At 59.5% G+C, this 23,456-nt stretch carries 22 protein-coding genes, 1 other RNA gene and 1 CRISPR repeat array; of the genes, 7 read left to right on the forward strand and 16 right to left on the reverse strand.

Translation table 11 applies throughout. The annotated features are described in order from the left end of the window. Positions 1–3: 3 nt before the first annotated feature. The 4 genes from AB8W27_RS15505 to AB8W27_RS15520 all read left to right on the forward strand — a co-directional run bounded on the left by AB8W27_RS15505 (position 4) and on the right by AB8W27_RS15520 (position 3,966). A complete protein-coding gene (locus AB8W27_RS15505; RefSeq protein ID WP_041923271.1) occupies positions 4–807 on the forward strand; it encodes a MetQ/NlpA family ABC transporter substrate-binding protein in 804 nt (267 codons plus the stop codon). Beyond that, on the forward strand, positions 804–1,595 hold the full coding sequence (locus tag AB8W27_RS15510) for a methionine ABC transporter ATP-binding protein (protein WP_012815574.1): 792 nt from the start codon (positions 804–806) through the stop codon (positions 1,593–1,595). Before AB8W27_RS15505 ends, AB8W27_RS15510 begins: the two co-directional genes overlap by 4 nt. Beyond that, positions 1,592–2,251: a methionine ABC transporter permease gene (locus AB8W27_RS15515; protein WP_041924117.1), complete on the forward strand. Its 660-nt coding sequence runs from the start codon at positions 1,592–1,594 to the stop codon at positions 2,249–2,251. Before AB8W27_RS15510 ends, AB8W27_RS15515 begins: the two co-directional genes overlap by 4 nt. A 158-nt stretch (positions 2,252–2,409) precedes the next feature. Continuing rightward, a complete protein-coding gene (locus AB8W27_RS15520; RefSeq protein ID WP_012815572.1) occupies positions 2,410–3,966 on the forward strand; it encodes an EAL domain-containing protein in 1,557 nt (518 codons plus the stop codon). On the opposite strand, the gene AB8W27_RS15525 is transcribed toward AB8W27_RS15520, so the two are convergent. Together AB8W27_RS15525 and AB8W27_RS15530 are read right to left on the reverse strand one after the other, a co-directional pair. Further along, entirely contained in the window at positions 3,959–4,786 is an 828-nt protein-coding gene (locus tag AB8W27_RS15525; RefSeq protein WP_012815571.1) for a GNAT family N-acetyltransferase, read from the reverse strand. The two genes, AB8W27_RS15520 and AB8W27_RS15525, sit on opposite strands and share 8 nt — an antisense overlap. 56 nt (positions 4,787–4,842) lie before the next feature. Then, complete coding sequence (locus tag AB8W27_RS15530) at positions 4,843–5,460, reverse strand: YitT family protein (protein WP_012815570.1); 618 nt, start codon at positions 5,458–5,460, stop codon at positions 4,843–4,845. Positions 5,461–5,546: 86 nt separating this feature from the next. Here AB8W27_RS15530 and AB8W27_RS15535 point away from each other — a divergent pair, with 86 nt between their 5' ends. Next, positions 5,547–6,968, forward strand: coding sequence for a PLP-dependent aminotransferase family protein (locus tag AB8W27_RS15535; protein WP_041923270.1), 1,422 nt, complete (start codon positions 5,547–5,549; stop codon positions 6,966–6,968). Between the two features lie 207 nt (positions 6,969–7,175). Here AB8W27_RS15535 and AB8W27_RS15540 read toward each other — a convergent pair whose 3' ends face one another. The 11 genes from AB8W27_RS15540 to AB8W27_RS15590 form a co-directional block, all read right to left on the reverse strand. Continuing rightward, complete coding sequence (locus AB8W27_RS15540; RefSeq protein ID WP_007766873.1) at positions 7,176–7,397, reverse strand: hypothetical protein; 222 nt, start codon at positions 7,395–7,397, stop codon at positions 7,176–7,178. Beyond that, positions 7,394–7,648, reverse strand: coding sequence for a hypothetical protein (locus tag AB8W27_RS15545; RefSeq protein ID WP_007766869.1), 255 nt, complete (start codon positions 7,646–7,648; stop codon positions 7,394–7,396). The genes AB8W27_RS15540 and AB8W27_RS15545 overlap by 4 nt, the downstream gene beginning before the upstream one ends. Positions 7,649–7,949: 301 nt before the next feature. Next, positions 7,950–8,046: signal recognition particle sRNA small type (ffs, locus tag AB8W27_RS15550), an RNA gene on the reverse strand. Between the two features lie 277 nt (positions 8,047–8,323). Then, positions 8,324–10,365: a CRISPR direct-repeat array (repeat unit 29 nt; unit sequence CGGTTTATCCCCGCTCGCGCGGGGAACAC). A 96-nt stretch (positions 10,366–10,461) separates the two neighbouring features. Next, a complete protein-coding gene (cas2e, locus tag AB8W27_RS15555; protein ID WP_012815568.1) occupies positions 10,462–10,755 on the reverse strand; it encodes a type I-E CRISPR-associated endoribonuclease Cas2e in 294 nt (97 codons plus the stop codon). Next, positions 10,755–11,672, reverse strand: a complete 918-nt coding sequence (gene cas1e, locus AB8W27_RS15560; RefSeq protein ID WP_012815567.1) for a type I-E CRISPR-associated endonuclease Cas1e — start codon at positions 11,670–11,672, stop codon at positions 10,755–10,757. The genes cas2e and cas1e overlap by 1 nt, the downstream gene beginning before the upstream one ends. Next, positions 11,669–12,319, reverse strand: coding sequence for a type I-E CRISPR-associated protein Cas6/Cse3/CasE (gene cas6e / locus AB8W27_RS15565; protein WP_041923269.1), 651 nt, complete (start codon positions 12,317–12,319; stop codon positions 11,669–11,671). The genes cas1e and cas6e overlap by 4 nt, the downstream gene beginning before the upstream one ends. Then, a complete protein-coding gene (gene cas5e / locus AB8W27_RS15570; protein WP_012815565.1) occupies positions 12,301–13,053 on the reverse strand; it encodes a type I-E CRISPR-associated protein Cas5/CasD in 753 nt (250 codons plus the stop codon). Before cas5e ends, cas6e begins: the two co-directional genes overlap by 19 nt. A gap of 9 nt (positions 13,054–13,062) precedes the next feature. Next, on the reverse strand, positions 13,063–14,136 hold the full coding sequence (gene cas7e / locus AB8W27_RS15575) for a type I-E CRISPR-associated protein Cas7/Cse4/CasC (RefSeq protein ID WP_012815564.1): 1,074 nt from the start codon (positions 14,134–14,136) through the stop codon (positions 13,063–13,065). 11 nt (positions 14,137–14,147) lie between these two features. Beyond that, complete coding sequence (gene casB / locus AB8W27_RS15580) at positions 14,148–14,753, reverse strand: type I-E CRISPR-associated protein Cse2/CasB (RefSeq protein ID WP_012815563.1); 606 nt, start codon at positions 14,751–14,753, stop codon at positions 14,148–14,150. After that, positions 14,754–16,316: a type I-E CRISPR-associated protein Cse1/CasA gene (casA, locus tag AB8W27_RS15585; RefSeq protein ID WP_012815562.1), complete on the reverse strand. Its 1,563-nt coding sequence runs from the start codon at positions 16,314–16,316 to the stop codon at positions 14,754–14,756. Positions 16,317–16,680: 364 nt separating this feature from the next. Continuing rightward, positions 16,681–19,314 carry a CRISPR-associated helicase/endonuclease Cas3 gene (locus AB8W27_RS15590; protein ID WP_012815561.1) on the reverse strand — a complete coding sequence of 878 codons (2,634 nt, stop codon included), beginning with the start codon at positions 19,312–19,314 and terminating at the stop codon, positions 16,681–16,683. A gap of 205 nt (positions 19,315–19,519) precedes the next feature. On the opposite strand from AB8W27_RS15590, the gene AB8W27_RS15595 reads away from it, so the two are divergent. Then, a complete protein-coding gene (locus AB8W27_RS15595; protein WP_012815560.1) occupies positions 19,520–19,831 on the forward strand; it encodes an MGMT family protein in 312 nt (103 codons plus the stop codon). Positions 19,832–19,862: 31 nt separating this feature from the next. Here AB8W27_RS15595 and AB8W27_RS15600 read toward each other — a convergent pair whose 3' ends face one another. Then, positions 19,863–20,435, reverse strand: coding sequence for a YbaY family lipoprotein (locus AB8W27_RS15600; protein WP_007766812.1), 573 nt, complete (start codon positions 20,433–20,435; stop codon positions 19,863–19,865). 223 nt (positions 20,436–20,658) lie between these two features. Here AB8W27_RS15600 and tesB point away from each other — a divergent pair, with 223 nt between their 5' ends. Then, on the forward strand, positions 20,659–21,519 hold the full coding sequence (gene tesB, locus AB8W27_RS15605; protein WP_012815558.1) for an acyl-CoA thioesterase II: 861 nt from the start codon (positions 20,659–20,661) through the stop codon (positions 21,517–21,519). A gap of 92 nt (positions 21,520–21,611) precedes the next feature. On the opposite strand, the gene amtB is transcribed toward tesB, so the two are convergent. Both amtB and glnK read right to left on the reverse strand, forming a co-directional pair. Continuing rightward, entirely contained in the window at positions 21,612–22,898 is a 1,287-nt protein-coding gene (gene amtB, locus AB8W27_RS15610; RefSeq protein ID WP_041923268.1) for an ammonium transporter AmtB, read from the reverse strand. A 31-nt stretch (positions 22,899–22,929) separates the two neighbouring features. Further along, positions 22,930–23,268, reverse strand: a complete 339-nt coding sequence (glnK, locus tag AB8W27_RS15615) for a P-II family nitrogen regulator (protein WP_004387552.1) — start codon at positions 23,266–23,268, stop codon at positions 22,930–22,932. Positions 23,269–23,456: the final 188 nt, after the last annotated feature.

Raw genomic sequence — 23,456 nt, forward strand, 5'->3', positions numbered from 1 at the left:
AAAATGAAGAAAGCCACTATGACGCTGGCCGGGCTGGCGCTGCTGATTTCCGCGGGTTTACAGGCCGCCGAGCCGCTGCGTATCGCCGCCGATCCGGTGCCGCACGCCGAAATCCTTAACTACATTAAAAAGCTCGATCCGAAGCTCGATCTTAACGTCGTGGAACTGACCAGCGGCGTTAACGCCAACGAACTGCTGGCGAACGGCGACGTGGACGCCAACTATTTCCAGCACCTGCCCTACCTGAAGGATCAGGAAAAAGCGCTCGGCAAGACCTTCGCGGTCGCCGCCACGGTGCATGTCGAGCCGCTTGGCATCTATTCGCGGAAATATAAAGATCTGAAAGCGGTGCCGGAAGGCGCCACGGTGGCGGTGCCCAATAACGTCACTAACCTGAGCCGCGCGCTGTTCCTGCTGCAAAACCAGGGGCTGATTACGCTGAAGGCGGGCTTTAGCGATCCGGCAAGCAGCCTCGCCACGCCGAAAGATATTCGCGATAACCCGAAAAAGCTGAAGATCCTCGAAATCGAATCGCCGCAGATCCCGCGCTCGCTCGATGATGTCGATCTGGCGGTGATCAATGGCAACTACGCGCTGGAAGCGGGCCTGACGCCTGCGAAAGACGCGCTGGGGCTGGAGCGCGCCGACCATAACCCTTACGCCAACCTGCTGGTAACTACCCCGGCGCTGGCAAGCGATCCGCGCATCAAAGCGCTGGCGAAAGATTTACAGTCGCCGCAGGTCGCGGAATTTATTCGCCAGCATTACAACGGCTCGGTGATCCCGGTCGCGGCGCCGCAGTCATGATAACGCTTGACGGGCTGAGCAAAACTTACGCCGGAGAGGGCCGCCCGGCGCTGGACGACGTCTCGCTCGCCATTCCTCAGGGCGCGGTGTACGGGATTCTGGGACGCAGCGGCGCAGGCAAAAGCACGCTGCTGCGCTGTCTTAATCTGCTGGAGCGGCCAACGGCAGGCCGTATCCTGATGAACGGCACGGATATTACCCGCCTTGATGACCGCGCGCTGCGCCAGCACCGGCAGCGCACCGCGATGGTGTTTCAGCACTTTAATCTGCTCCATGCGCGCACGGTAGCGGACAACGTGGCGGTACCGCTGGAAATCGCGGGCGTCTCCCGCGCGGAGCGCCGCCTGCGGGTGGCGGAGCTGCTGGATCTGGTAGGGCTTACGGATAAAGCCGACGCCTTTCCCTCGCGTCTTTCCGGCGGGCAGAAACAGCGCGTGGGTATCGCCCGCGCGCTGGCCGCGCGCCCGGACGTGCTGCTGTGCGATGAAGCCACCAGCGCGCTCGACCCGGAGACGACCGCCTCCATCCTCGCGCTGCTTGCCGATATCAACCGCCAGCTGGGGCTGACTATCGTGCTGATTACGCATGAGCTTGAGGTGGTTAAAGCCATCTGCGATCACGCGGCGCTGCTGGAGGACGGGCGTCTGGTGGAGGGCGGCAGGCTCGCAGATCTGTTAACCGCGCCCTGGTCGGTGCTGCGTCAGACGCTTGTGCGCGATAACGCCGCCTGGCAGGCGTTTTTACGCCGTCACGGCGTGGAGGAGAGAATATGGTGCGACGTGGCATGAGCCTTGAGGATCTCTGGCCGCTGCTGGCGCAGGGCACGCTGGAGACGCTCTATATGGTCGGCCTGGCGGCGCTTTTTACGGTGCTTATCGGCCTGCCGGTCGGCGTGGTGCTGTTTATCACCCGGCGCGACGGCGTGCTCCCGCAGCCGCGGCTCAACAGCGTGCTGGGCGGCGTGATTAACATCGGACGTTCGCTGCCCTTTATCGTGCTGCTGATTGCGCTGATCCCGCTGACGCGCCTTATCATCGGCACCACGCTTGGCAGCACGGCCGCCGTGGTGCCGATTACGATCGGGGCGTTTCCCTTTTTCGCCCGCGTGGTGGAAAACGCGCTGGATGAAGTCGATCACGGGCGCGCCGAGGCGATCGTCTCGATGGGCGGCAACGCCTGGCATGTGATAAGCAAAGCGCTGCTGCCGGAGGCGCTGCCTGCGCTGCTGGCAGGCGTGACGCTCACGGTGGTAATGCTGATAGGCTTTTCCTCGATGGCCGGAGTCATCGGCGGCGGCGGGCTTGGCGATTTAGCTATCCGTTACGGTTATCAGCGTTTTAATAATGAAGTGATGGCCGCCACGGTGCTGATTCTGGTGGCGCTGGTGCAGGGCGTACAGACGCTCGGCGACCAACTGGTGCGGCGTCTCGCGCACCGGCGCTGACATTCCCTCGTTACGGCGCAGCCGTCAATGCTGCGCCCGTTCTTTTTTTTGCCCTAACCCTAAGCAAAATCAATGCGGCGTGCCGTCGCAAAAGCCATTATCCCCCACTACGCTAGAAGTACCCCGGCACTTTTTATACATCAGGGCAGGCAGCCATCGTGACTATCGCAAAACTGATCAAAATAGTAACAGGCGTGCTGTTACTCAGCGTTTTGCTGCCTGTCGCGTTCAGTTTTTGGCTCGCCCGGCACCAGGCGGAACAGCATTTTATGATGGAGCTGGACGCCTATACCGAACGCACGCTGATCCGCACCAATGAAATCTTGCAGCAGGCGAAAGCCGCGCTCGCCAAAATCAATAGCTTCACCGGCGAACCATGCAGCGATGCGCATTTACAGGCGATGCGGCGTACCTCATTTGTGTTTCGCCATGTCCAGGAAGTGGTCTATCTGAAGGACAATACGCCCCTCTGTTCATCGCTGGTGGGCCGCAGCACCTCAAGACCGCTACCGCCGCCGACATGGATCAACCGCGACAATTACGATATCTGGTACAGCACGCAGAACGATATAGGGCTATCGATACCGATGGTGATGATTGCCCATGGGCCGCACATGGTGCTTATCGATCCCAGCTCGTTTATCGATTTGATCCCCTTCAGCGCCTGGCCCATTAACACGGCCATCATCGGGCTGCCGCGTAACCGGGTGCTGACCAGTAGCGGCCCCTTTGATAAAACCGTCTGGGAAATGGCGCGTGAAAGCGGCGCCAGTAAAATCGAGTATGCAGATAATATCTATCTGATACACCGCGAGCCGCGCGCCGGGATTGCCGTAGTGGCCTGGGCGTCCCAGGCGCCGCAGACGGCGGAAATCCGCAAGCTTCAGCTTATCTGGATGCCAGCGGGGATTCTTTTCAGCATCGCGATAGCGTTCTGGCTGCTGCGCCTGTTAAGGCGTTTGCAGTCGCCGCGCTATCGTCTGCAGGACGGCATTAAAAACAATGAACTGGTAATGCACTACCAGCCGATTATCCGGCTGGCGGATGGACGCCCCACCGGCGCAGAAGCGCTGATCCGCTGGCCTCAGCCGGACGGCAGTATGTTAACGCCAGATATCTTTATTCCGCTTGCCGAACAGACCGGGCTTATCGGCCCGCTGACGCGCCGCATTGTGCATAACGTGCTGACCGATCTTGGCGACTGGCTGCGCGCGCATCCGCAACAGCACATCTCCATTAATATTTCAGCCTTCGATCTGCATGATCCGCACTTTGTCGATATGTTCAGCCAGGCCCTGACGCAGCACGGCGTCGCCCCACACCAGCTGGCGCTGGAAATCACCGAGCGCGGCTTCGCCGATCCGGCGCTCAGCGGCCCGGTCATTGCGCGCCTGCGCGCGGCGGGCCATAAGATTTACATCGATGACTTCGGCACCGGCTACTCCAGCCTGAGTTATCTGGAAGATCTTGATGTCGATATCCTGAAAATCGATAAATCATTTGTCGATGCGCTGGAGTACAAAACCGTTACGCCGCACATTATCGAAATGGCGAAAACGCTGCGGCTTGAGATGGTGGCCGAAGGGGTGGAGAGCGAGAGCCAGGCGCTGTGGCTGCGCAAACATGGCGTGCAGTACGCCCAGGGCTGGCTCTACAGCAAAGCGCTGCCCGCCGAGGTGTTTATCGCCTGGTGCAACGCGCACGGCGTTACGTAAGCGAATGCCGCATTTCATACTGACGCACCGGCTGAATGCGAAAACCGCTCTGCTCAAAGAGCGGCGCCAGGCGCTGATCGACCGCCACCGGCGTTGTTAACCCCGCAAAGCGCTCATGCAGCAGCGACAATAATTGTCGGGCGCGCCCTTCACGCCGCGCCTGCGGCGCCACCCACAGCGCGCGCAGTTGCGGCTGGGCAAAACCGGTCGCCACAATAGCGAACGCCTGATTATCCAGTGAAACCCCTACGCCCGGCAGCGCCTGCGCCGTTTCCGGCGCCATCAGCCACGCGAACGCTTCCGCCTGCGCCGCCATGCGCTGCGCCACGTCACCGGGATCGCAGGGGATCAGCGCCTGGGTATTCACAAACGCCGTCGGGCTATGAGCCTGAAAACCGACCAGGGTTTTCTCGCACGCAAACCCTACGCGCTCATACAGCGCCTGGCCGGCGTCATTACCGACAATCACCTCAAGCGTCATGCTTTTCTCGCCGCGCTCGTGGGCTTCGTCCAGCAACTGCATCATCAGCGTTTTACCCACGCCTTTTCCGCGCCAGTCAGGATGAATGGCGAACGCCGCCAGACGACTGCGCCAGCCGCGCCGGGCAATGAGCGCCAGCGCGACGACATTCTCGCCTTCAAGCCAGACGCGGCTGGCGTTCAGGCAAACATTCTCTGCGCCGAAGCGATAAGCGAATGCTGCGCCGTCCAGCTGGAACGGCACCAGATAGCCATCAAAACAGCGGCACAGCAGCGCGGCCAGCGCGTCGCTGCTCCAGTGGATCGCGGGCCGCGCGCGTAACGTTGCAGGGTTCGACATGGCAATTCCTCATCAGCGGAAACGCTCAGCATAACGCAACACGGCAAAAAGGCGACTCACCCTTTTTCCGCCGCCGCGACGGCCGGCGCGTCAGGCTTTACGCGCCGCGTCTGAAACCACGGCAGGCAGAGCTGAATAAGCGGCCCGATAGCCAGCGCATACACCACCGTGCCAATTCCCAGCGTGCCGCCCATCGCCCAGCCTGCCAGCAGGACGGAAACTTCAATCGCCGTCCGTACGCTGCGCACCGACCAGCCGGTACGGGCGTTAATACCGGTCATCAGACCATCGCGCGGCCCGGCGCCAAACCCCGCGCCGATATACATGCCGGTCGCCAGCGCATTCAGCACGACAGCCGCGGCAAGCAGCCCGCAGCGCAGCGCAAGCGAGGACGGCGCAGGCAGCACGGCCAGCGCCGCATCTGCCGCCAGCCCAATCATAATGACGTTACTGATTGTGCCAAGGCCCGGTTTCTGGCGCAGCGGCACCCACAAGAGCAGCACCAGCACGCCAACGCCGATTATTACCATGCCGAGATTAAGCGACAGCAGCCGCGCCAGACCGACGTGAAACACATTCCACGGATCGGTGCCGAGATTGGCCCGAACGAACATTGCGGTCGATACGCCATACAGCGCAAGCCCGACATACAACTGAACTAAACGACGCCACATACTTTTTTCCTCACCCGTAATCTGGCTTCTACTTTAAGGCCAGTGGCCGTAAGATTAAGGTCCAGTTTCAACAAAGTGGACTGCTTATGACACCTCGTCGCACCGGCACCGCGTCGCTGCTGCGCCTGCTTGGCCGCTGGCAGCAGGAGCATTCTCGTCAGCCGGTCTATCGTCAGCTGGCGCAGGCATTGCGCCTCATCATTCTGGACGGACGCCTGCCGCTCGCGAGCCGTCTGCCGGGCGAACGTGAGCTGGCCGGCGCGCTGGGCGTCAGCCGCACGACGGTGGCGAGCGCGCTGGGGCTGCTGCGTGATGAAGGCTTTCTGGTAAGCCGCCACGGCGCAGGCTCCGCGATCGCCCTGCCCGCCAGCGCCTCGGTGCCCACGCTGACCGGCAGCGGCGGCGCGCTCGATCTCTCCACCGCCGCGCTGAGCGCGGGGCCGGAGGTGTTAGCAGCCTGCCAGCGGGCCGTGGCGCAGCTACCGGACTATCTCGGCCATACCGGCTACGATCCGCAGGGACTGCTGCGCCTGCGTCAAACCATCGCCGCCCGCTACGGCGCGCGCGGCCTGCCCACCACTCCCGATCAGGTGATGCTGGTCAACGGCGCGGTGAGCGGTTTTGCGCTGGTTCTGCGGCTGCTGACCGGCCCCGGCGACCGGGTGGTGGTCGATAATCCCACGTACCCGCTCGCCCTCGCCGCCATCCGCGGGGCGTCATGCCGCCCGGTGCCGGTATCGCTGGCGGGCCAGGGCTGGGACCCGGACGGGCTGGCGGCCACCTTTGCCCAGACGTCGCCTCGCCTCGCGTACCTCATTCCTGATTATCACAACCCCACCGGCTACTGTATGGACGCCGCGACCCGTGAGCGCGTTGCAGCCGCAGCCACAGCCAGCCGCACGACGCTGGTCATCGACGAAACCATGGTCGATCTCTGGTATGAAGACGCCCCGCCGCCGCCGCTCGCGGCTTTCGATGCGCAGGATGGGGTCATCACGCTCGGGTCCGCAGGTAAAAGCTTCTGGGGCGGGTTGCGGCTCGGCTGGATACGCGCCAGCGCGCGCACTATCGCCTCGCTGATTCAGATGCGTGATACGCTCGATCTCGGCTCGCCGCTGCTGGAACAACTTGCCGTCGCTACGCTTATCGAGGCGTCGCCGCACTTTCTGCCGCCGCGCCGCGCCGCGTTAAAAGCGCGCCGCGATGCATGTCTTGACGCCATGCAGCGCTATTTTCCGCAGTGGCGCGCGACCTTGCCGCAAGGCGGGTTATCGTTCTGGGTCGAGCTGCCGCGCCCGCTGGCGACGCGATTCGCGGCCAGCGCCGAAGGGCTCGGCATTCATCTTGGGCCGGGCAACCGCTTTGGCGTGGATAGCGCTTTCGAACGCTTTCTGCGGATGCCGTTTACGCTTGAAACGGAACAGCTGGAAGAGGCGTTTGGCCGGTTGCAGCCGCTCTGGCAGCAGTTAATGGAGACGCGCGCCCCACTCGCCCGTGGGCTGGTGTGACAGTGCGGCGATTAAGGTGAGTCTGAAAGAAGAGAAAAAAACAGATGACGAGCCTTCCGGCTCGCCATAAAAAACGGTCATCCGTGACTGCACATAATTTGAGATGGTGAGGCGTATCATTTTATTATGCGAACGATAATGACGGCGCTTTGTAACAGCGCCGTGTCACGCGGATGATATATTCATGACGCATTGAGCAGGCGGAAATTAATGCTGGCGCGGAACCGGAAAACCTTTCAGGGAAATGACGAACGCATCGCCCTCTTTTTTTATTTTTGCACCCGCGTCGCACCAGTCTGACGCGATGCGAAAAAACTCATCGCTGCCGACATCCCAGCACAGACGGACATGTTTGACATAACCTGAACGCAACAGCTCACAGGCTTCCCGGTAGGTTGAAGCCGTGCCAGATAAAGAGGAGTCTTTCATTTTCTTTTCTTCAGCAGTTTACGTAGCGCTTTGATTTCTTTTACAGAAAGTGGGGATACATCTTCTTCTTCGGTATGCTGACTGTCGATCTCTTCGCTGTTCACCGCATCGTCTTCATCATTGAGCATCAACGCTTTGAGCAGCAGTTTTTCTGTGGCGGCGCTGAGCGTTTCACTGTGTTGCTCAGCATACTGACGAAGCTTTTCTTTAAGATCCGTATTTATTTTTACGTTAAGCACCGCAGCAGTCATAGAAAATTCCTTTCTTTTCAGATGAGAGCTATTTAATACCTCAATTGATTATTAAGATCCAGCGTTAAGCTCTTACTTATAAAAAGACGTTTTAAAAATGAGATATCGGTCTGTTGATTATGACAATAAGATGACAGATAAATGACAGTATAATTAATTTTAAACTACAGAATAAAATAATCCTGGCGGGATCGTGGAAATAAATAGCTGTGGGAGTAGCAGGAAAACGCAGAAGCGGATGCTTAAAACCAGGCGAATCGAAGAAGGTTGTCGCGGCACAGGAGCCTGAAATGGGTGGGGGCCCTGCCAGCTACATCCCGGCACACACGTCATCTGCCTTGGCTGCTTCCTTCCGGACCTGACCTGGTAAACAGAGTAGCGTTGCGGGAGAACCAACAGGGCCCCCATTGAGAGCGTCGTTAAACGCGCAGGCGCATTATGTCTGTTGCCCCTGGCGATTGCAACCCAACGCGCGCCGGATGCCGGTTTATTGCTCAATCGGAGCAGGCGTAGTGAAGGTTTTGTAAAACGGGTGCATGAGAATGCGCGCCCGTAGAGTGGGTAAGCGAAGCGCACCCACCGGGCATGAAGATCTGCGCCTGTAGGATGGGTAAGCGAAGCGCATCCGCCGCAGCAGGGAACCGCTGGTGGTGCAGAAAGAAGCCTAAACGGATGAGGTTTATCCCCGCTCGCGCGGGGAAAACTTCAGCGCCAGCGCGCTCGCGTGCCAGGTTTACGGTTTATCCCCGCTGGCGCGGGGAACACACTGCTGCCGTTTCTGCTGTCTCTGCTGGACGCGGTTTATCCCCGCTGGCGCGGGGAACACGCTGGCACCTTCATAGCTATGAATTGGGATACCGGTTTATCCCCGCTGGCGCGGGGAACACGTTTTCAAACCCGGCCACATCGTCGCCCTGCCAGGTTTATCCCCGCTGGCGCGGGGAACACGACGCCGGGTATGTTTAAAAGGTCGTTAATACCGGTTTATCCCCGCTGGCGCGGGGAACACACGGTTGTACTCGCTGTAACTCTCCTCCGGCCCGGTTTATCCCCGCTGGCGCGAGGAACACGCTGGCGCGAAATCGTCCAGTTTTGAACAGACCGGTTTATCCCCGCTGGCGCGGGGAACACGTGGTGATTACGTTGCCGTCGGTGTCAACGAACGGTTTATCCCCGCTCGCGCGGGGAACACGTCTGCATTGCGTAAGAGTCGTTAATTTTCAGCGGTTTATCTCCGCTCGCGCGGGGAACACGAGCCGGATGAAACCTACGCATGCGGCGAGTGCGGTTTATCCCCGCTCGCGCGGGGAACACCGCAACTAAACCCGCTGCCGCACTGAGCATGGCGGTTTATCCCCGCTCGCGCGGGGAACACGGCGTGGCTCGTAATCAGTTAGAGAAAACAGGCGGTTTATCCCCGCTGGCGCGGGGAACACCCAGCATTACCGGCCGCAGCAAAACCGAAGACCGGTTTATCCCCGCTGGCGCGGGGAACACTCCTTCACCCACTGGTAAAGGCGAAGCTCGCGCGGTTTATCCCCGCTGGCGCGGGGAACACGCAAAGCGATTAAGGCGGAGTATCAGCAGAAGCGGTTTATCCCCGCTGGCGCGGGGAACACGGGCGCCTGCAGCCGCGAAACCTGATTATCAACGGTTTATCCCCGTTGGCGCGGGGAACACGTATGATAAGTGGTCTGACGGCGCGGTAATCCCGGTTTATCCCCGCTGGCGCGGGGAACACCGACGGCGTCGCCGCACGGGTTGAAGTTAGCTCGGTTTATCCCCGCTGGCGCGGGGAACACGTGAATGATGATTGCAGTGAACCTATGTTCAGCGGTTTATCCCCGCTGGCGCGGGGAACACCTCTATGATGTTCTTCTTTCCAACGTTAAAACCGGTTTATCCCCGCTGGCGCGGGGAACACGCTGCGAGCGCCTCAAGGTTTAGTTGGAAGCGCGGTTTATCCCCGCTCGCGCGGGGAACACGCTGTTGATTTTTTGTCTGACCTGCGGGTATTCGGTTTATCCCCGCTCGCGCGGGGAACACTGTTTAAGCGCTACCGCAGAGGTGACGATAGCCGGTTTATCCCCGCTCGCGCGGGGAACACGACCAACAGGAGATCGCTCGCACCTTATGCACCGGTTTATCCCCGCTCGCGCGGGGAACACTTTTCAAATCTGAGACCCCGCAAGAATATTCACGGTTTATCCCCGCTCGCGCGGGGAACACTCGAAACGTTTATTGATGCGCTCAGAAATTTGCGGTTTATCCCCGCTCGCGCGGGGAACACGCCAATTCTCGCACTGTAAGGAAGATGCCGCTCGGTTTATCCCCGCTCGCGCGGGGAACACGGTATTGCGCCTTAATGTCTGCCGGGTTCTTCCGGTTTATCCCCGCTCGCGCGGGGAACACGAGGGTAATTTTCCCGGACGCCAGGCCGACTACGGTTTATCCCCGCTCGCGCGGGGAACACAGTGGGAAACTCGATCTTATTGCCTTTGTCTACGGTTTATCCCCGCTCGCGCGGGGAACACGAAATGGGCCTGATTCAAAAAATACGCAGTAACGGTTTATCCCCGCTCGCGCGGGGAACACGGGTGAAAAGTGATATTGCATACACGTTTTACCGGTTTATCCCCGCTCGCGCGGGGAACACGCCGTGATAGGTTTCGGAAACCATCTCGTCGCCGGTTTATCCCCGCTCGCGCGGGGAACACTCTAAATCTACCCTACTGTATTCATTACGTTTTTTTGGCAGTCAACATCCTACCAACGTTTGGTTTACAATCTCATATTATTAAAGAACCATTAACCTACTGATTTTGCAAGGGTAAAAACGAAACAAGCCGCAGGCCGTCTAAATCCACCGGAATCCGTCGGTTAACGCCGTACGTCTGGAAATCGAAGCCGGATTCATTATTAGTGGCCCAGGCCATCACCACATTGCCCTCCTCCGCCAGTTCAGCAATCTGGTGCCAGATCATCTCACGCACCCGGCGCGACACGTCCCCCACGTAAACCCCGGCGCGCAGCTCCAGCAGCCAGATGGCGAGTCGCCCGCGAAGCCTGGGCGGGACGCTTTCCGTCACGACCACCAGCATACTCATCAGCGGCTCCTGAAACCGGCTTCCGCCAGCGAATCGGCTTGTGGAATCGCTGGCGGCAGCATGTCTGCCGCAGGCTGCGGCGGTTCGATTTCACCGGCGGCCAGCACGGTTTCAATCAGCGGGATAAGCTTGCCGGTCAGCTTTTCGCTACGAAAAATATCCCGGCACGCCAGACGCACTTCGCGATCCGGTTGTTCCGGGTGGCGGGCGGCTATCTCGAATGCTTTCGGCACTACGGCATCAAATTTGATGATGTCCGCAATGTCGTAAACAAACGAGAGCGGCTTGCCGCTGTGAATAAAACCGATGGCGGGCGCGTAACCCGCCGCCAGTATCGCCGCCTCGCTGATACCGTATAAACAGGAAGTCGCTGCGCTGATGCACTGGTTCACCACATCGCCCTTTTCCCAGTCTTTGGGATCGTAACTACGTCCATGCCATTTCACGCCGTAGCGTTTCGCGAGCAGAGCGTAAGTCTGGCGCACCCGCGCGCCTTCGATCCCGCGCAGCTGTTCGACTGACCGGCGCGCTGGCGGCGGCTCGCCAAAACGCAGCTCATACATTTTGCGCACCACCTTCAGGCGCAACGTCTCATCAAGCGCCAGCTTCGCCTGGTAAAGCAGCTTGTCAGCACGCGCGCCGCCCGGCTGACCAGAGGCATAAAGGCGCACACCCGCTTCGCCCACCCATACCAGCAGCGTACCGACCTGCGACGCCAGCCTGATCGCCGCGTGAGAGACCCGCGTGCCCGGCTCCAGCATGATGCAGGCGATAGCGCCCACCGGCACATGCGTGCGCACGCCGGTTTTATCCACCAGCACGAACGCGCCATCCAGTACGTCGAGATGACCGTACTGGAGGAAAATCATCGAAGTGCGATCGTTAAGCGGAATCGGATTGAGCGGAACAAAACTCATGCCCCGTCGCCCGGTTTGATGAGCATCAGCCCGCAGCCAAAGGCCCGGCACTTGCCAAAACCCTCGTGAAGCCGCGCCATAAATTGCGCCGGATCGGTCACAGTAAGCGCGCCTTCATAATCGACCGTGCTGAACTGAATCAACTCGCCGCGTTTCTTCACGACCTGCTGCTGACGATATGCCGCGACGCAAGCCTGCGAGAGACGAAAGCCGCCTTTCTCGCCCTGCGCGACGAGCCACGCCAGCGCAGCCTGCTCCTGCTTCTCCCACACTTCACTGCGTTGCGAGAAAGGTCTTCCCTCGCGTTTGGCGTTCATCAGCACATCGTGCCGTTTACCGTTGCGGGTGACGACCGGATTAGCCCGCAGCGTAAAACGCAGCGCGGCGCCTTCATCAAGCGCTGGGGCAAACGGGCGCGTCTGAATCTCAAACAGCGGATGCGTGCGCTCGGGCGCGCTGGCGGACAACAAATAAAAACAAAAGCCGTTTTGCAGCGTCTCGCGCCGGTAGAGGTACTGACGCTGCGCCACACCGGGGAACAACTCCCACAACCACTGGTGCATGACATATTCGCCGCGCGCCATCATCTCCATCAGCCGCTCCGGCGTAAGCCTGGCGGTGGGGAGCGTTATTTTTGAGAGATACATGTCGCCTCCTGCGTCAGTCGTCCTTGTTTTACCGTCCGGATGTCGAAATCCCAGCGCCGACGGCTGAGCGGCTGATCGCGCCAGATCTGAATCTCATCCGCCGTGAGGCCATCGTGATCGCCTTCCCACCAGAGGTGTGGATGAAACTGCGCGAGCGCTTTCAGCGCCGGGCTGAGCTCGCGCAATGCCGCGCCGTAGCGCGTCTGCGCCTCACGCAGCACTATGGCGGCCTCGCCTTCGCACAGTTGCGGCCAGAGCGGCAGCCCGAGCGGGTGGCTTTTGCGGCCAAGGTAAAGCGGAAAGACCGGCGCGCGCAGCGCCGTCTGTAAGGCCTCAAGCGTATAAGGCGCGCCGGGCGTCGCCGCGACGGCGACCAGCCAGTAGCCGTCGGCGTAGTAATCGCGTCGGGAAAGCGTCGTTTCGAGCATCTGCGCGTCGCGCAGTTCATCTTTACGGGTGACATAGCGCACCTTGCGGGCTTCGCGCGGCACCTGCACCGTGTGGTAGTCCCGCGCCCAGGCGCTTAATTTCCCGGCGCAGACGATAAACTGATAATGCGCATTCAGCGCATTTAACGCCGCGTCGTCGTCACGCCGGATGCCGAGCGCGGCGGCAAGCAGCCCGAGCAGCGCCGAGCGCCCCGGCAGCGCGCGCGTATGGCGCACCTCGCCGACGGCAATCTCTCCCCAGGAGGCCATCGCCCCCTGGAGCTGGAAAATAAGATAGCGGTTCATTGTCGCCCCTTATGCGCTGATAAAATCCAGCAGCTGCGCGACGGAACCTTCCCCTTTAACGCCATGCAGCATCGCGCACGGCATCGCGTCGCCGCCATAAACGTTATTCATGTTGTCGCGAAGCGTGGTGATGCGGCGCACCGCCTCTTCGAGCTGATCGTGACCGGTCACCGGCTCCCAGAATGCCGCCGCCAGCGAGCGCGGCTGTTCCGTGCTTTTCTCGGCGAGCGCCCAGCTGGCGTACGCGCGGGAGGCGAAACTATTTTGTTTGCCGGTGGGCGAGATTTTCAGCGCGCACTCACCCAGCGCCCGTAGCGTTTTCGCCAGAAGCGGTTCGTCGCCGTTGAGGTTTTCCAGCAGGCGATCGCGGTCGATGCACAGGTAGGTATAAAAGAGCGCCGAGCCGAAACCGAGCTCGCCGATATGTCCGGCACCCGCATCTTCCGCCGCGGCCTGGCGCAGATCGTCCACCGCCGTGAAGAAATCGTCTTCCATCAGGGTTTCACCGACGCCGAACGCGTGAGCGACCTGACAGGCGGCTTCGATATTATGCTCCGGCTTTCTGGCGAGCATGCGGCCAAACAGCGCGATATCCACCGCCATCGCGTCTTTGCGCAGGAAATTCAGCTCATCCACCGTCGGCGCGCGTTTCTCCACCGCGAGCGTGCGAGCCAGCGCATGCACGGCCTCTCTTTCCGTCGGGCTAATATGAACCAACTCTTCAGTTTCGGTGTTGATCAGCGGATCTTTCTCCAGCTTTTTCTTATCTTTTTCGCTTTTTACTTTGCCGAAGTAGTTTGCTATAGCGCCGCCCCAGTCAATCGCTTTGGCCTGCGTGACGCCGCCCGCCAGCATGATTTCCGCCGCCTCGCGGCCAATACGCGCGGTGCGGGTGCCGATATGTCCGCAGAACGACGCTTCAAAGAGCTCCGAGGTGCGCCAGGCGCGCTTGAGGCTTTGCGAGGAGACACGCAGGCGCGACGCGCCGCCGATGGTGACGGTTTTCGGCGCGCCGGTGTCGTCGCGGTTCAGGTTGGCGGCCGGGTAAGCGGTTAACAGATGAAGCTGAATAAACGTCGTCATGTGAATGTTCCTTATTCCTGAGAGGTAGCCGTGTCGGCCGGTAAATCAGTGTTGTCTGCGTCCGGGGCGTCTGAGGGGTTGCCCGCCATGTAATAATCCAGCGCCCAGCGCACGCGGATGTAATCGGTCGGGGCACGCCTGTGCGCCGCGCGGCGCTCGCGTTCGTCTTCTTCCGCGCACCAGCGGAAAACGCCCTCAGCCAAATCCGGCAGGTTGACCACGCCGCCGAGCAGTTGCACCGCACGACGCAACTGGCGGAACAGCTCCTCCTGCGTGCGTGCCTGGCTAAGCCGCCGGAAGCGCAGTTCAGACATCACCGCATGGTTGCCCTCCTTGTGACCGAGTTGTTCGGCAAAAGAGGCTCGCGTATCCACTGTCTTGACGTGGGCGGCCAGCGCCGCGACGATACCGAGCGCGCAGAAGCGCCATTCGCGCCCCGCCACGTTCCACAGCGTCGGCACGCGCGCCGCGAGCGACCGAAACCCTTCGCTGAGCCACACGTCATTCAGCGTATGACTGCGGCGCAGGCTGGCGCGCAACCGCCGTCCCTGCTGTTCATTCATCAACGCATGCCATTTGAGTAAAGACTCACGGTGCGTCTGCGATAAGATGCTCACTTAGTTTGCCTCCTGCGTTTTTTTCGCCCGCGCGCCTTTCGCGGCAGGCTTCGTCTTCGCCTGCGTGAAAAACTTTTTGCGGGCTTTCATGATGTCTGCGAATTCCGTACGTTCCTGCGGATTGGTCAGCGCGTGGTCATCGAAGTAGCGGCGCGTATACCGCCAGATGTCGCTATTCCAGGCGCTGAGCAGCGCGCGGTTGTCGCCGGTGGTGTCAGCTTTTACCGCTTCTACCAGCTCCAGAAACCGCGGCTGCGTCTGCTGCCAGAAATCGATATCAATAAACCTGAAATCGCCGCGCACAGTAGCGCCTTCGCCAAACCAGGCCTCTTTCAGCGCGCTGCGTAATTTGCTGAGCATCAGGGAGGCGACACGCGCGGCGTCGCCCAGAGTCTGGCGGACAAACGGCTGTTGTGATTCGGGAATTTGCAGGAAGGGCAGATGATGCTCGTACCAGCAGCGGGCCTTCATATTGTCGAAGTCATAGCCAAAGCACCACAGGCCGGTTTGCGCGCCGGGCAACGGTTTTTGCTGGCGGGTTTTAACGATGCGGGCGGGCTGCTCCCGGTTATTGTCGCTTTCACTTTCCATCATCAGCCCCAGCCAGTCGCGCCACAGCAGGCCGCCCGGTTGGCCTTTCACCGAAAACATCTCACCGCCCTCTTTTTTGGGAATGCGGTGCGGGGTTAAGGGGTGCGTCCAGCCAACGTAGTTGATGCCATAATTTTTGACGGTCATGGACGTCAGCAGCGCGTCGCCCGGCTCGCCGCAGAGATCGCAGGTGCCCGGCTGCGTGGCGGAGAAATCCACGCGAATACGGCGCGGCATGCCCCAGTACGCCTGCAACGCATCGGCCTGTTCCGGCGTCACGATGGCTTTTTCGCTGGTACGGGTCAGCGCCAGCCACGGAAAGATGCTGCCATCATAACTGGCCGGGCGCGGCAGGCGGCCCTCGCGCTGCGGCAATACGTTGAGCCACAGCCTGCGCCACAGCGGCGGGGCCTCGCCCTGATAACGGTGCAACTCCAGTAACGTGGTCATCGGTCCGCCGCCGCGTAGCCCGGTGCGATAACCTTTGCCGCCTGCCGGCGCGTTTAACTGCAGCGAAAAGAGCGCCAGCGCCGCGCAGTGCGGGCAGAATTTTTCAGTAGTGCCGCGCTTAATAAAATGATCTTTATTGAGCTTTAACGTCTGGGCGCCCGGCGTTTCCGGCAGTAGCAGCGCCAGCGCGACGCTTTCGCCCTCAAGCGGCTCGAAATCCTGCATAAACGAGGGTGTATCCGGGCCAAATTCAAACAGTTTCTCCAGCGGCGCCAGGGCGTTGCGGATAGCCTCAGCCGTTAATCCGTCTTCCCAGATATCCTCCCAGCCTTCGGCGTCTTTCGGGGCCAGCGCCGTTTGCAGCAACCCGAGCAGAAACTGCCAGGCGGCGCCCTGAAAATCCGGACGCGGCAAAAGCAGATCCAGAATGTTTTCATCGGCCAGATCCAGCGGCGAAATTTTCCCGCGAGTGCCGTCGCGGTAAATAACGGGGAGCCATTTTGTGGTGATTAATGAACTCAAAACATATCCCTCCCTTGCCTGGCGGATATACCGCAGGCATACGTCCTTTAAAGGTTTAACTAATGGATGACGGCAATTAATAAAAACAATCAATTCATATCAAAAATAACCCATTCACTTCACTCGAACTCATTGAAAAATACGCCTGACGCTTCAAATAAAAAGTGATCTGGCGCTGAAAATAATTAAAGAAACAATAAGAGGAAAATTACACCTTTTGATTCTATTTCTTATCTATTACTCTTATTTCGTTCCCGTCGTTATAAACCGGGATAAACCGGTGTATTTTTCCTCCTGGTGTTTAACAGTTCCCCGCGTACGCGGGGATAAACTCCCCAGGGCACTCGCCCTGGGATTTACTAAGCTACGCCTCGCCGATAAGCCCCTCTTCGGCTGAATAACCGCCCGGCAGCAGAATCACCACCGCCTCTGGTTTACGTTGCTCGCTGCACCACTGAGAGAGCGCCTCGCCGCAAAGCAGCGTAAACTCGCCGCGGTGCTTGTCCCACCAGCTTTTGCGCACGCGCAGCGCGCTCATCTCCCAGGCGTTATCGCCCTGCGCGTAGTGCGTTATGCCCTGCGATGCCTCGCGTGCGAGCCAAAGGTCGATCGTGAGTTCGCCAATGCGGGTCGAGACTTCCGGCCCCCATAGCTCGGCGCTCTCAACGCTGTAGCCAACGTCGAGGGAAATTTCATACTTGCTCGCAATGGCACGCTGGCAGTAATAGTCGGCCAGCGCCTTCTCTTCAGAGCGCTTCATACCTTCCGGCACCTCAACGTCTTCGCCATATACGGCTTCGATTAACAGGCGCGCTGATTCCGGCATCCGTATTTCGCCCTGTTCACGCAACACGCGCTGGGTCAGCCAGAGCCGGGAATGCGCCGGATAAACGTAGCTGGTGTTGCGCATGGCGGAGGTCAGCCATTTTTCATCCGGCTGCGCCTGCCAAAGCGGTGCCAGAATATCCAGCCGTGGCGCGGGCCGTTCATCTGCGCCGGTTAATTTAAGCTGTCCATGTTTATCACGAATATGCCGTTGCAAACGTCCGGCGCGCTGAATAAGTAAATCGACCGGCGCGAGGTCGCTAATTAAATAATCCAGATCTATATCGACTGATTGTTCTATCACCTGAGTGGATATAATGACCTTACCGCTTCGATTAACAGAATTTTCTTTTCCGAACCATTTCAGCGTTCTTTCTTCCTTATCATTACGGTCGATAAAGGCAAACCGGCTATGAAATAAAATAATATTCTCTTCCGGGATATTCCCTCTGGAAATTAATTCCCGGTAGCTATTCACCGCATCGTCGACGGAATTGCGTATCCAGCCGATACAGGCCCCCTCGCGCGCCACCGTTTCGATTTTTTCGAGGCACGCGGCTTCATCCTCCATCCAGCCAATACCGACGCGTCTCTGCACCTGCGCACGCGTGGCGACGCGCTGCCCGTCGATGCCCTGTGCGTGAAGATGCGTGACCCACGGGTAGTCGTCAGGCCCCAGGCGCGGTGGTTCACGGGTGACATTAAGCCCTTTATAAAAGGCGGCGATCAGACGATCGCGCTGCGTCTGCGACAGTGTGGCCGAGAGTAAAATCGTGGCGTTACCGCAGCGGGCGCGCGCCTCAACGAGTTTTTCCACCACATGGGACATATACGCATCGTAAGAGTGAATTTCATCGGCGATAAGCACTTTATCGTTCAGGCCCAGCAGGCGCAGATTCTGATGTTTAAACGCCATGACCGCCATCATCGCCTGGTCGAGTGTGCCGACGCCGGTTTCGGCGAGCAGCGCCTTTTTAGGCGACTGCGCAAACCAGGCGGCACAGCCGTCATACGCCACAGCCTCATCGCCGGAGTCGTTCGGCAGTAATTCAGGCGCCCAGATGGAGGCGTTAAAGTTCTCAGATAACCGGCGCGCGCTGTGCGCCAGCACGAGGCTCGGATGACTGCCTTCGCGATACAGTCGCAGCCAGGCGCGTTCCATTCGCGCATACATGGCGTTCGCCGTCGCCATCGTCGGTAACCCGATGTATAACCCACGGGCATGCCCCGCCGCCATCAGGCGATGCGCCAGTACAAGCGCCGCCTCGGTTTTCCCGGCGCCGGTCACATCTTCAAGAATGATAAGATGCGGGCCTGGCGCGTGAATATCTATCTCCAGCGCGTTTTGCTGGAGCGGCGTGGGCTCGGTGATAAAAGGAAAAAGCGTTTCGATGCCGTTAAACGGCGCGACGTCGCTGGCTGGCGGCAACAGACGCAGCGCCCGTTGCGCCTGTGCAACAGCGCGCGCCCAGTAATCCTGAAACGGTATCGCCTGCGCCACCCAGGGGAAGTGCAGGTTAGCAGAGCCCGTCCAGTCCGCCAGCACCGTGAGCGCGGAGACCAGCCAGCTTTTCTCCAGGAATGCCTCCCGCCAGTTGTCGTCTTTCCATAATGGCGGCAGGGCAACCGCCGGGAACAGCGCGTTCACCGTCTCTGCAAACGCCAGGGCGGCAGCGATATCTTCCGGCAGGAAATCGTTATGGCAGTTTTCACAAGAAACAGGCTTGCCGTGGTGGCCAATCACCGCAGGCATCCACCTGTCCAGCACGCGTTTACGTTCACGCGCCGACAATGGGCCTGTCATGCCCTGCGCCACACCATCACCAAGATGGTTTTGCCACAGCCATGTGCCGGTGACGGTATGGTGATGGCGGCTATCGCTGACGTCGCGCTGGCCGTGGTCCAGCGCATCACACCGGTACTTTTGCTGAAACAGACGTGCAAATTTACCGATGTCATGCCAGCAGAGCAGCCAGGCGAAAAAGGTCGCTGCGGTTTCGCGATCGTCTATGCCGAGCGCTGCAAAGAGAAAGGCGGCATTAAAGCGGTTTTCCATAACCATCACATACCCGCAAGCGGCCACGTCCAGCGAATGCCATTGTAGTAAATGGTATTCATCGCCCTGATGATTTTCGCCCTTTCGGGATTTGCCCCAGTATAAATATCCGCTCATAAATCAGCCCGTTGATGCATTTCGCTTATTCTGCGACGCACTCCGGAATCGTACTGTGAGCGCAAACGTATTTCGCTGCGCCTTAATTATATAACTAACTGATAATTAAATAATTAATATTTAAGTGGATGATAAAAAAACATGACACAGTTGCGCCCCTCCCTCATGCTTTCTTATGCTTAACGCCTCACATCAAGGAGCCCCCATGGACAATCAAGACACCTTCCCGCAGCGCGTTTACCAGATTGTCGCCGCCATTCCGGAAGGCTGCGTCACGACGTATGGCGAGGTGGCGCGGCTGGCGGGCTCGCCACGGGCGGCCCGGCAGGTGGGCGGCGTGCTGAAGCGTCTGCCGGAAGGCAGCAAATTGCCGTGGCATCGGGTGGTGAATCGTCGCGGGGAGATTTCGCTGACCGGGCCGGATTTACAGCGCCAGCGTCAGGCGTTGCTCGCGGAGGGCGTTCAGGTCTCGGGGAAAGGAGAAATCAATCTGGCGCGCTACGGGTGGCGCTACTGAAAAGCGCCTCCGAAGAGGCGCTTAAGCGGGCTTAGTACGTCGTCGGGGCCGGAACGGCGGAGGACGGCGTAACCTGCGTCGGCGAGGTTGACGGTACGGTCGTTACCGCGCCGCCGCCAGCCTGTACCGGCACGGCGGTCTGCTGCACCGGCACCAGCGTCAGGTCGATTTTGGTACCGCCCTGGTTCACCGCAGGCTGCACGCGGTCGGTGATAAACACCAGTTTATTGTCAACCGTGATGGCCGCACTCAGCAGAATGCGGGCATTCGGCTGAATGTCAGACGGGTTAAACGGCAGCACGAAGCTGAACGGCGCCTGTTTGCCTTCGGTACGCACGACTTTCTGCGCCAGTACTTTCGACGGCGCATTTGCCTGGGTGGCGTCCGAGAGCGTTACGGTCAGCGCGGCATCCGGCGGCAGGGCCACTTTCTGGCGGATCCATACGGTCCCGGAAACGTTCGGCTGTTTAATGACCGGCTTCGTCGCGACGCCGGAGGTATTCGGGTTCGGGGCTGGAACAGCGATATCGGCACTTTTATCCTGCGCGCAACCAGCCAGAGCAACGGCAACGGCTAAACCACTTAACATGTGCACGAGTTTCATGGCGTTCTCCTTATTTTCATTCCACCAGTAAGCGCCTGGCACTCACCAGCGTGAGCTGTCACAACATGTTTGTCGGGCTAAGTGTGGCACATATCACTAATTTTCGCCTGGAAACGGGGCGCTATTAAGATTATTGAACCCCTCTGACCAGTTCTCTTTCTGCGTTATAATCGGAATATATTATTCGCACAGCTGTGCATTCCCCGGTAGCAGAGGACCCTTTATGAGTCAGGCGCTGAGCAATTTACTCGCGTTATTAAATCTGGAAAAAATCGAAGAAGGGCTTTTTCGCGGCCAAAGCGAAGATCTCGGATTACGGCAGGTGTTCGGCGGACAGGTCGTCGGACAGGCGCTGTATGCCGCCAAAGCGACGGTACCGGAAGATCGTCTCGTCCACTCGTTTCACAGCTATTTCCTGCGCCCCGGCGACAGCCAGAAACCCATCGTCTATGACGTGGAAGTCCTGCGCGACGGCAATAGTTTTAGCGCCCGGCGCGTGGCGGCCATCCAGAACGGAAAGCCGATTTTCTATATGACCGCCTCATTCCAGGCGCCGGAAGGCGGCTTCGAGCATCAGAAAATCATGCCGCCCGCGCCTGCGCCTGACGGGCTGAAATCGGAAACTGAAATCGCCCGCTCGCTGGCGCATCTTCTCCCGCCGCAGGTGAAGGACAAATTCCTGTGCGATAAGCCGCTGGAGATCCGCCCGGTGGAGTTTCACAACCCGCTGAAAGGCCATACGGCGAAACCGGAGCGTCAGGTATGGATGCGCGCCAACGGGCAGATGCCGGATGAGGTGCGCGTGCACCAGTCGCTGCTCGGTTACGCATCGGACTTCAATTTTCTGGTGGTGGCGCTGCAACCGCACGGCGTTGGCTTCCTGGAGCCGGGAATGCAGGTGGCGACGATCGATCACTCGATGTGGTTCCACCGTCCGTTCGATATGAACGAATGGCTGCTTTACAGCGTGGAGAGCACCTCCGCCTCCAGCGCCCGTGGTTTTGTGCGCGGCGAGTTTTATACGCAGGATGGCGTGCTGGTCGCCTCGACCGTGCAGGAAGGCGTGATGAGAAAACGCGGGTAAGCGCACCCGCCTTTTTACATTAACCCCACCTCTCCCCATAAAAAAACCTCCCGCATGCGGGAGGTTTTTGTGCTCTGGAGATAACCCAACTATCAGGCGTTGTAGGCATTCTCGCCGTGGCTGTTGACGTCCAGCCCTTCGCGCTCCTGCTCTTCGGAAACGCGCAGGCCAACTGTCAAATCCGCGGCTTTGTAAGCGATAAACGCCACCACGCCGGACCACACTACGGTAATCGCAATACTCTCAAGCTGCACCAGCACCTGATGGCCCATCGTCACACCCTCGGCGAAACCCACGCCGCCGAGCGACGTGGAGGCGAAGATACCGGTCAGGATGCAGCCCACGATGCCGCAGACGCCATGCACGCCGAACACGTCGCACGGGTCGTCAACGCGCAGCCAGCGTTTCAGCATGGTCACGCCCCACAAGCCTGCCAGACCCGCCGCGATACCCACGATAAGCGAGCCGCCAACGCCGATGTAGCCGCACGCAGGCGTCACGCCCACCAGACCGGCAATGGCGCCGGAGCAGGCGCCCAGCAGCGATGGCTTACCGCGCAGCGCCCATTCGCCAAAGACCCAGGCAAGAATGGCCGCCGCCGTCGCGACAACGGTGTTCACAAACGCCAGGCCCGCGATTTCGTTGGCCGCGCTGGCGGAGCCAGCGTTAAAGCCGAACCAGCCGAAGTAAAGGATCGCGGTGCCGGTAAAGACCATCGGCAGGTTATGCGGTTTAAACGCTTCTTTGCCAAACCCGACGCGTTTGCCGACCAGATACGCGCCCACCAGGCCCGCCACAGCGGCGTTAATGTGTACTACGGTGCCGCCTGCGAAATCCAGCGCGCCGTGAGACGCCAGCAGACCGCCGCCCCAGACCATATGGGCAATCGGCACATAGGAGAAGGTGAGCCACACCGCCACGAAAATCACTACCGCCGAGAAGCGGATGCGTTCCGCCAGCGCGCCGACGATAAGCCCTACGGTGATACAGGCGAAGGAGCCCTGGAACGCGACGTGAATGTACTGATAGAAGCTGCCCATCAGGTCGGTAATTTTGATGCCCTTCAGCAGCAGCCAGTCGACGTTGCCAAAGAAGCTGCCGCCGCTGCCGAACGCCAGCGAGTAGCCATACACCACCCACAGCACGCAAACCAGCGCGAACGCGACGGAAATCTGCGTCAGCATCGAGAGCACGTTTTTCGCGCGAATAAGACCGCCGTAAAAGAGCGCGAGGCCGGGGATCGTCATAAACAGCACCAGCGCGGTGCAGATCATCATAAAGGCGTTATCGGCTTTATCCGCTACTGCGGGCGCCGCCAGGGCAATGCCCGGCAATAAAGCAAGCAGGCCGAAACCCGATTTAAAGGCTGTGTGTTTCATCTTGTGCATTCCTGTAACGGTTGGCCAGAAATCAGAGAGCCGCTTCGTCGGCTTCGCCGGTACGAATACGAATCACGCGTTGCAGTTCGGCGACAAAAATTTTGCCGTCGCCAATTTTACCGGTCCACGCGGCCTTGCTGACCACCTCGATAACCTCATCCAGTTGATCGTCTGCGATCGCCACGTCGATTTTTACTTTAGGCAGGAAGTTCACACTGTATTCGGCGCCGCGGTAAAGCTCGGCATGGCCTTTCTGGCGCCCGAACCCTTTCACCTCGGTGACGGTAAGCCCCTGAATGCCAATGGTGGAGAGTGCTTCACGCACGTCTTCCAGTTTGAACGGTTTGATTACCACGGTAACCAGCTTCATAGATCCCCTCCAGTCAGAAATGGGTAATTCGGCAGCGACGATAAACAGGTAAAGCAAGCGGCGTGCCAGGAATAGAAACGCGGGCGGCGGCAGCACAAACCGCAGGAGGAAGGCGTCGTTAAACGGCGTGTTACGGGGAATAAAAGCAAAAACGCACCATGCCGGTGCATGGTGCGTTACATTTTTGC

Source organism: Cronobacter turicensis (assembly GCF_041222865.1).
In the GTDB taxonomy this organism is placed as follows: Bacteria; Pseudomonadota; Gammaproteobacteria; order Enterobacterales; family Enterobacteriaceae; genus Cronobacter; species Cronobacter turicensis.

Excerpts from the sequence above, each read along its gene's own strand:
- AB8W27_RS15535 (WP_041923270.1), top strand. The coding sequence starts at position 5,547 with ATGACACCTCGTCGCACCGGCACCGCGTCGCTGCTGCGCCTGCTTGGC.
- AB8W27_RS15515 (WP_041924117.1), top strand. The coding sequence starts at position 1,592 with ATGAGCCTTGAGGATCTCTGGCCGCTGCTGGCGCAGGGCACGCTGGAG.
- AB8W27_RS15510 (WP_012815574.1), top strand. The coding sequence starts at position 804 with ATGATAACGCTTGACGGGCTGAGCAAAACTTACGCCGGAGAGGGCCGC.
- cas6e (WP_041923269.1), bottom strand. The coding sequence starts at position 12,319 with ATGTATCTCTCAAAAATAACGCTCCCCACCGCCAGGCTTACGCCGGAG.
- AB8W27_RS15595 (WP_012815560.1), top strand. The coding sequence starts at position 19,520 with ATGGACAATCAAGACACCTTCCCGCAGCGCGTTTACCAGATTGTCGCC.
- glnK (WP_004387552.1), bottom strand. The coding sequence starts at position 23,268 with ATGAAGCTGGTTACCGTGGTAATCAAACCGTTCAAACTGGAAGACGTG.
- cas5e (WP_012815565.1), bottom strand. The coding sequence starts at position 13,053 with ATGAACCGCTATCTTATTTTCCAGCTCCAGGGGGCGATGGCCTCCTGG.
- cas7e (WP_012815564.1), bottom strand. The coding sequence starts at position 14,136 with ATGACGACGTTTATTCAGCTTCATCTGTTAACCGCTTACCCGGCCGCC.
- AB8W27_RS15590 (WP_012815561.1), bottom strand. The coding sequence starts at position 19,314 with ATGAGCGGATATTTATACTGGGGCAAATCCCGAAAGGGCGAAAATCAT.
- tesB (WP_012815558.1), top strand. The coding sequence starts at position 20,659 with ATGAGTCAGGCGCTGAGCAATTTACTCGCGTTATTAAATCTGGAAAAA.
- AB8W27_RS15530 (WP_012815570.1), bottom strand. The coding sequence starts at position 5,460 with ATGTGGCGTCGTTTAGTTCAGTTGTATGTCGGGCTTGCGCTGTATGGC.
- AB8W27_RS15545 (WP_007766869.1), bottom strand. The coding sequence starts at position 7,648 with ATGACTGCTGCGGTGCTTAACGTAAAAATAAATACGGATCTTAAAGAA.
- AB8W27_RS15600 (WP_007766812.1), bottom strand. The coding sequence starts at position 20,435 with ATGAAACTCGTGCACATGTTAAGTGGTTTAGCCGTTGCCGTTGCTCTG.
- AB8W27_RS15505 (WP_041923271.1), top strand. The coding sequence starts at position 4 with ATGAAGAAAGCCACTATGACGCTGGCCGGGCTGGCGCTGCTGATTTCC.
- AB8W27_RS15525 (WP_012815571.1), bottom strand. The coding sequence starts at position 4,786 with ATGTCGAACCCTGCAACGTTACGCGCGCGGCCCGCGATCCACTGGAGC.
- AB8W27_RS15540 (WP_007766873.1), bottom strand. The coding sequence starts at position 7,397 with ATGAAAGACTCCTCTTTATCTGGCACGGCTTCAACCTACCGGGAAGCC.
- cas1e (WP_012815567.1), bottom strand. The coding sequence starts at position 11,672 with ATGAGTTTTGTTCCGCTCAATCCGATTCCGCTTAACGATCGCACTTCG.
- cas2e (WP_012815568.1), bottom strand. The coding sequence starts at position 10,755 with ATGAGTATGCTGGTGGTCGTGACGGAAAGCGTCCCGCCCAGGCTTCGC.
- amtB (WP_041923268.1), bottom strand. The coding sequence starts at position 22,898 with ATGAAACACACAGCCTTTAAATCGGGTTTCGGCCTGCTTGCTTTATTG.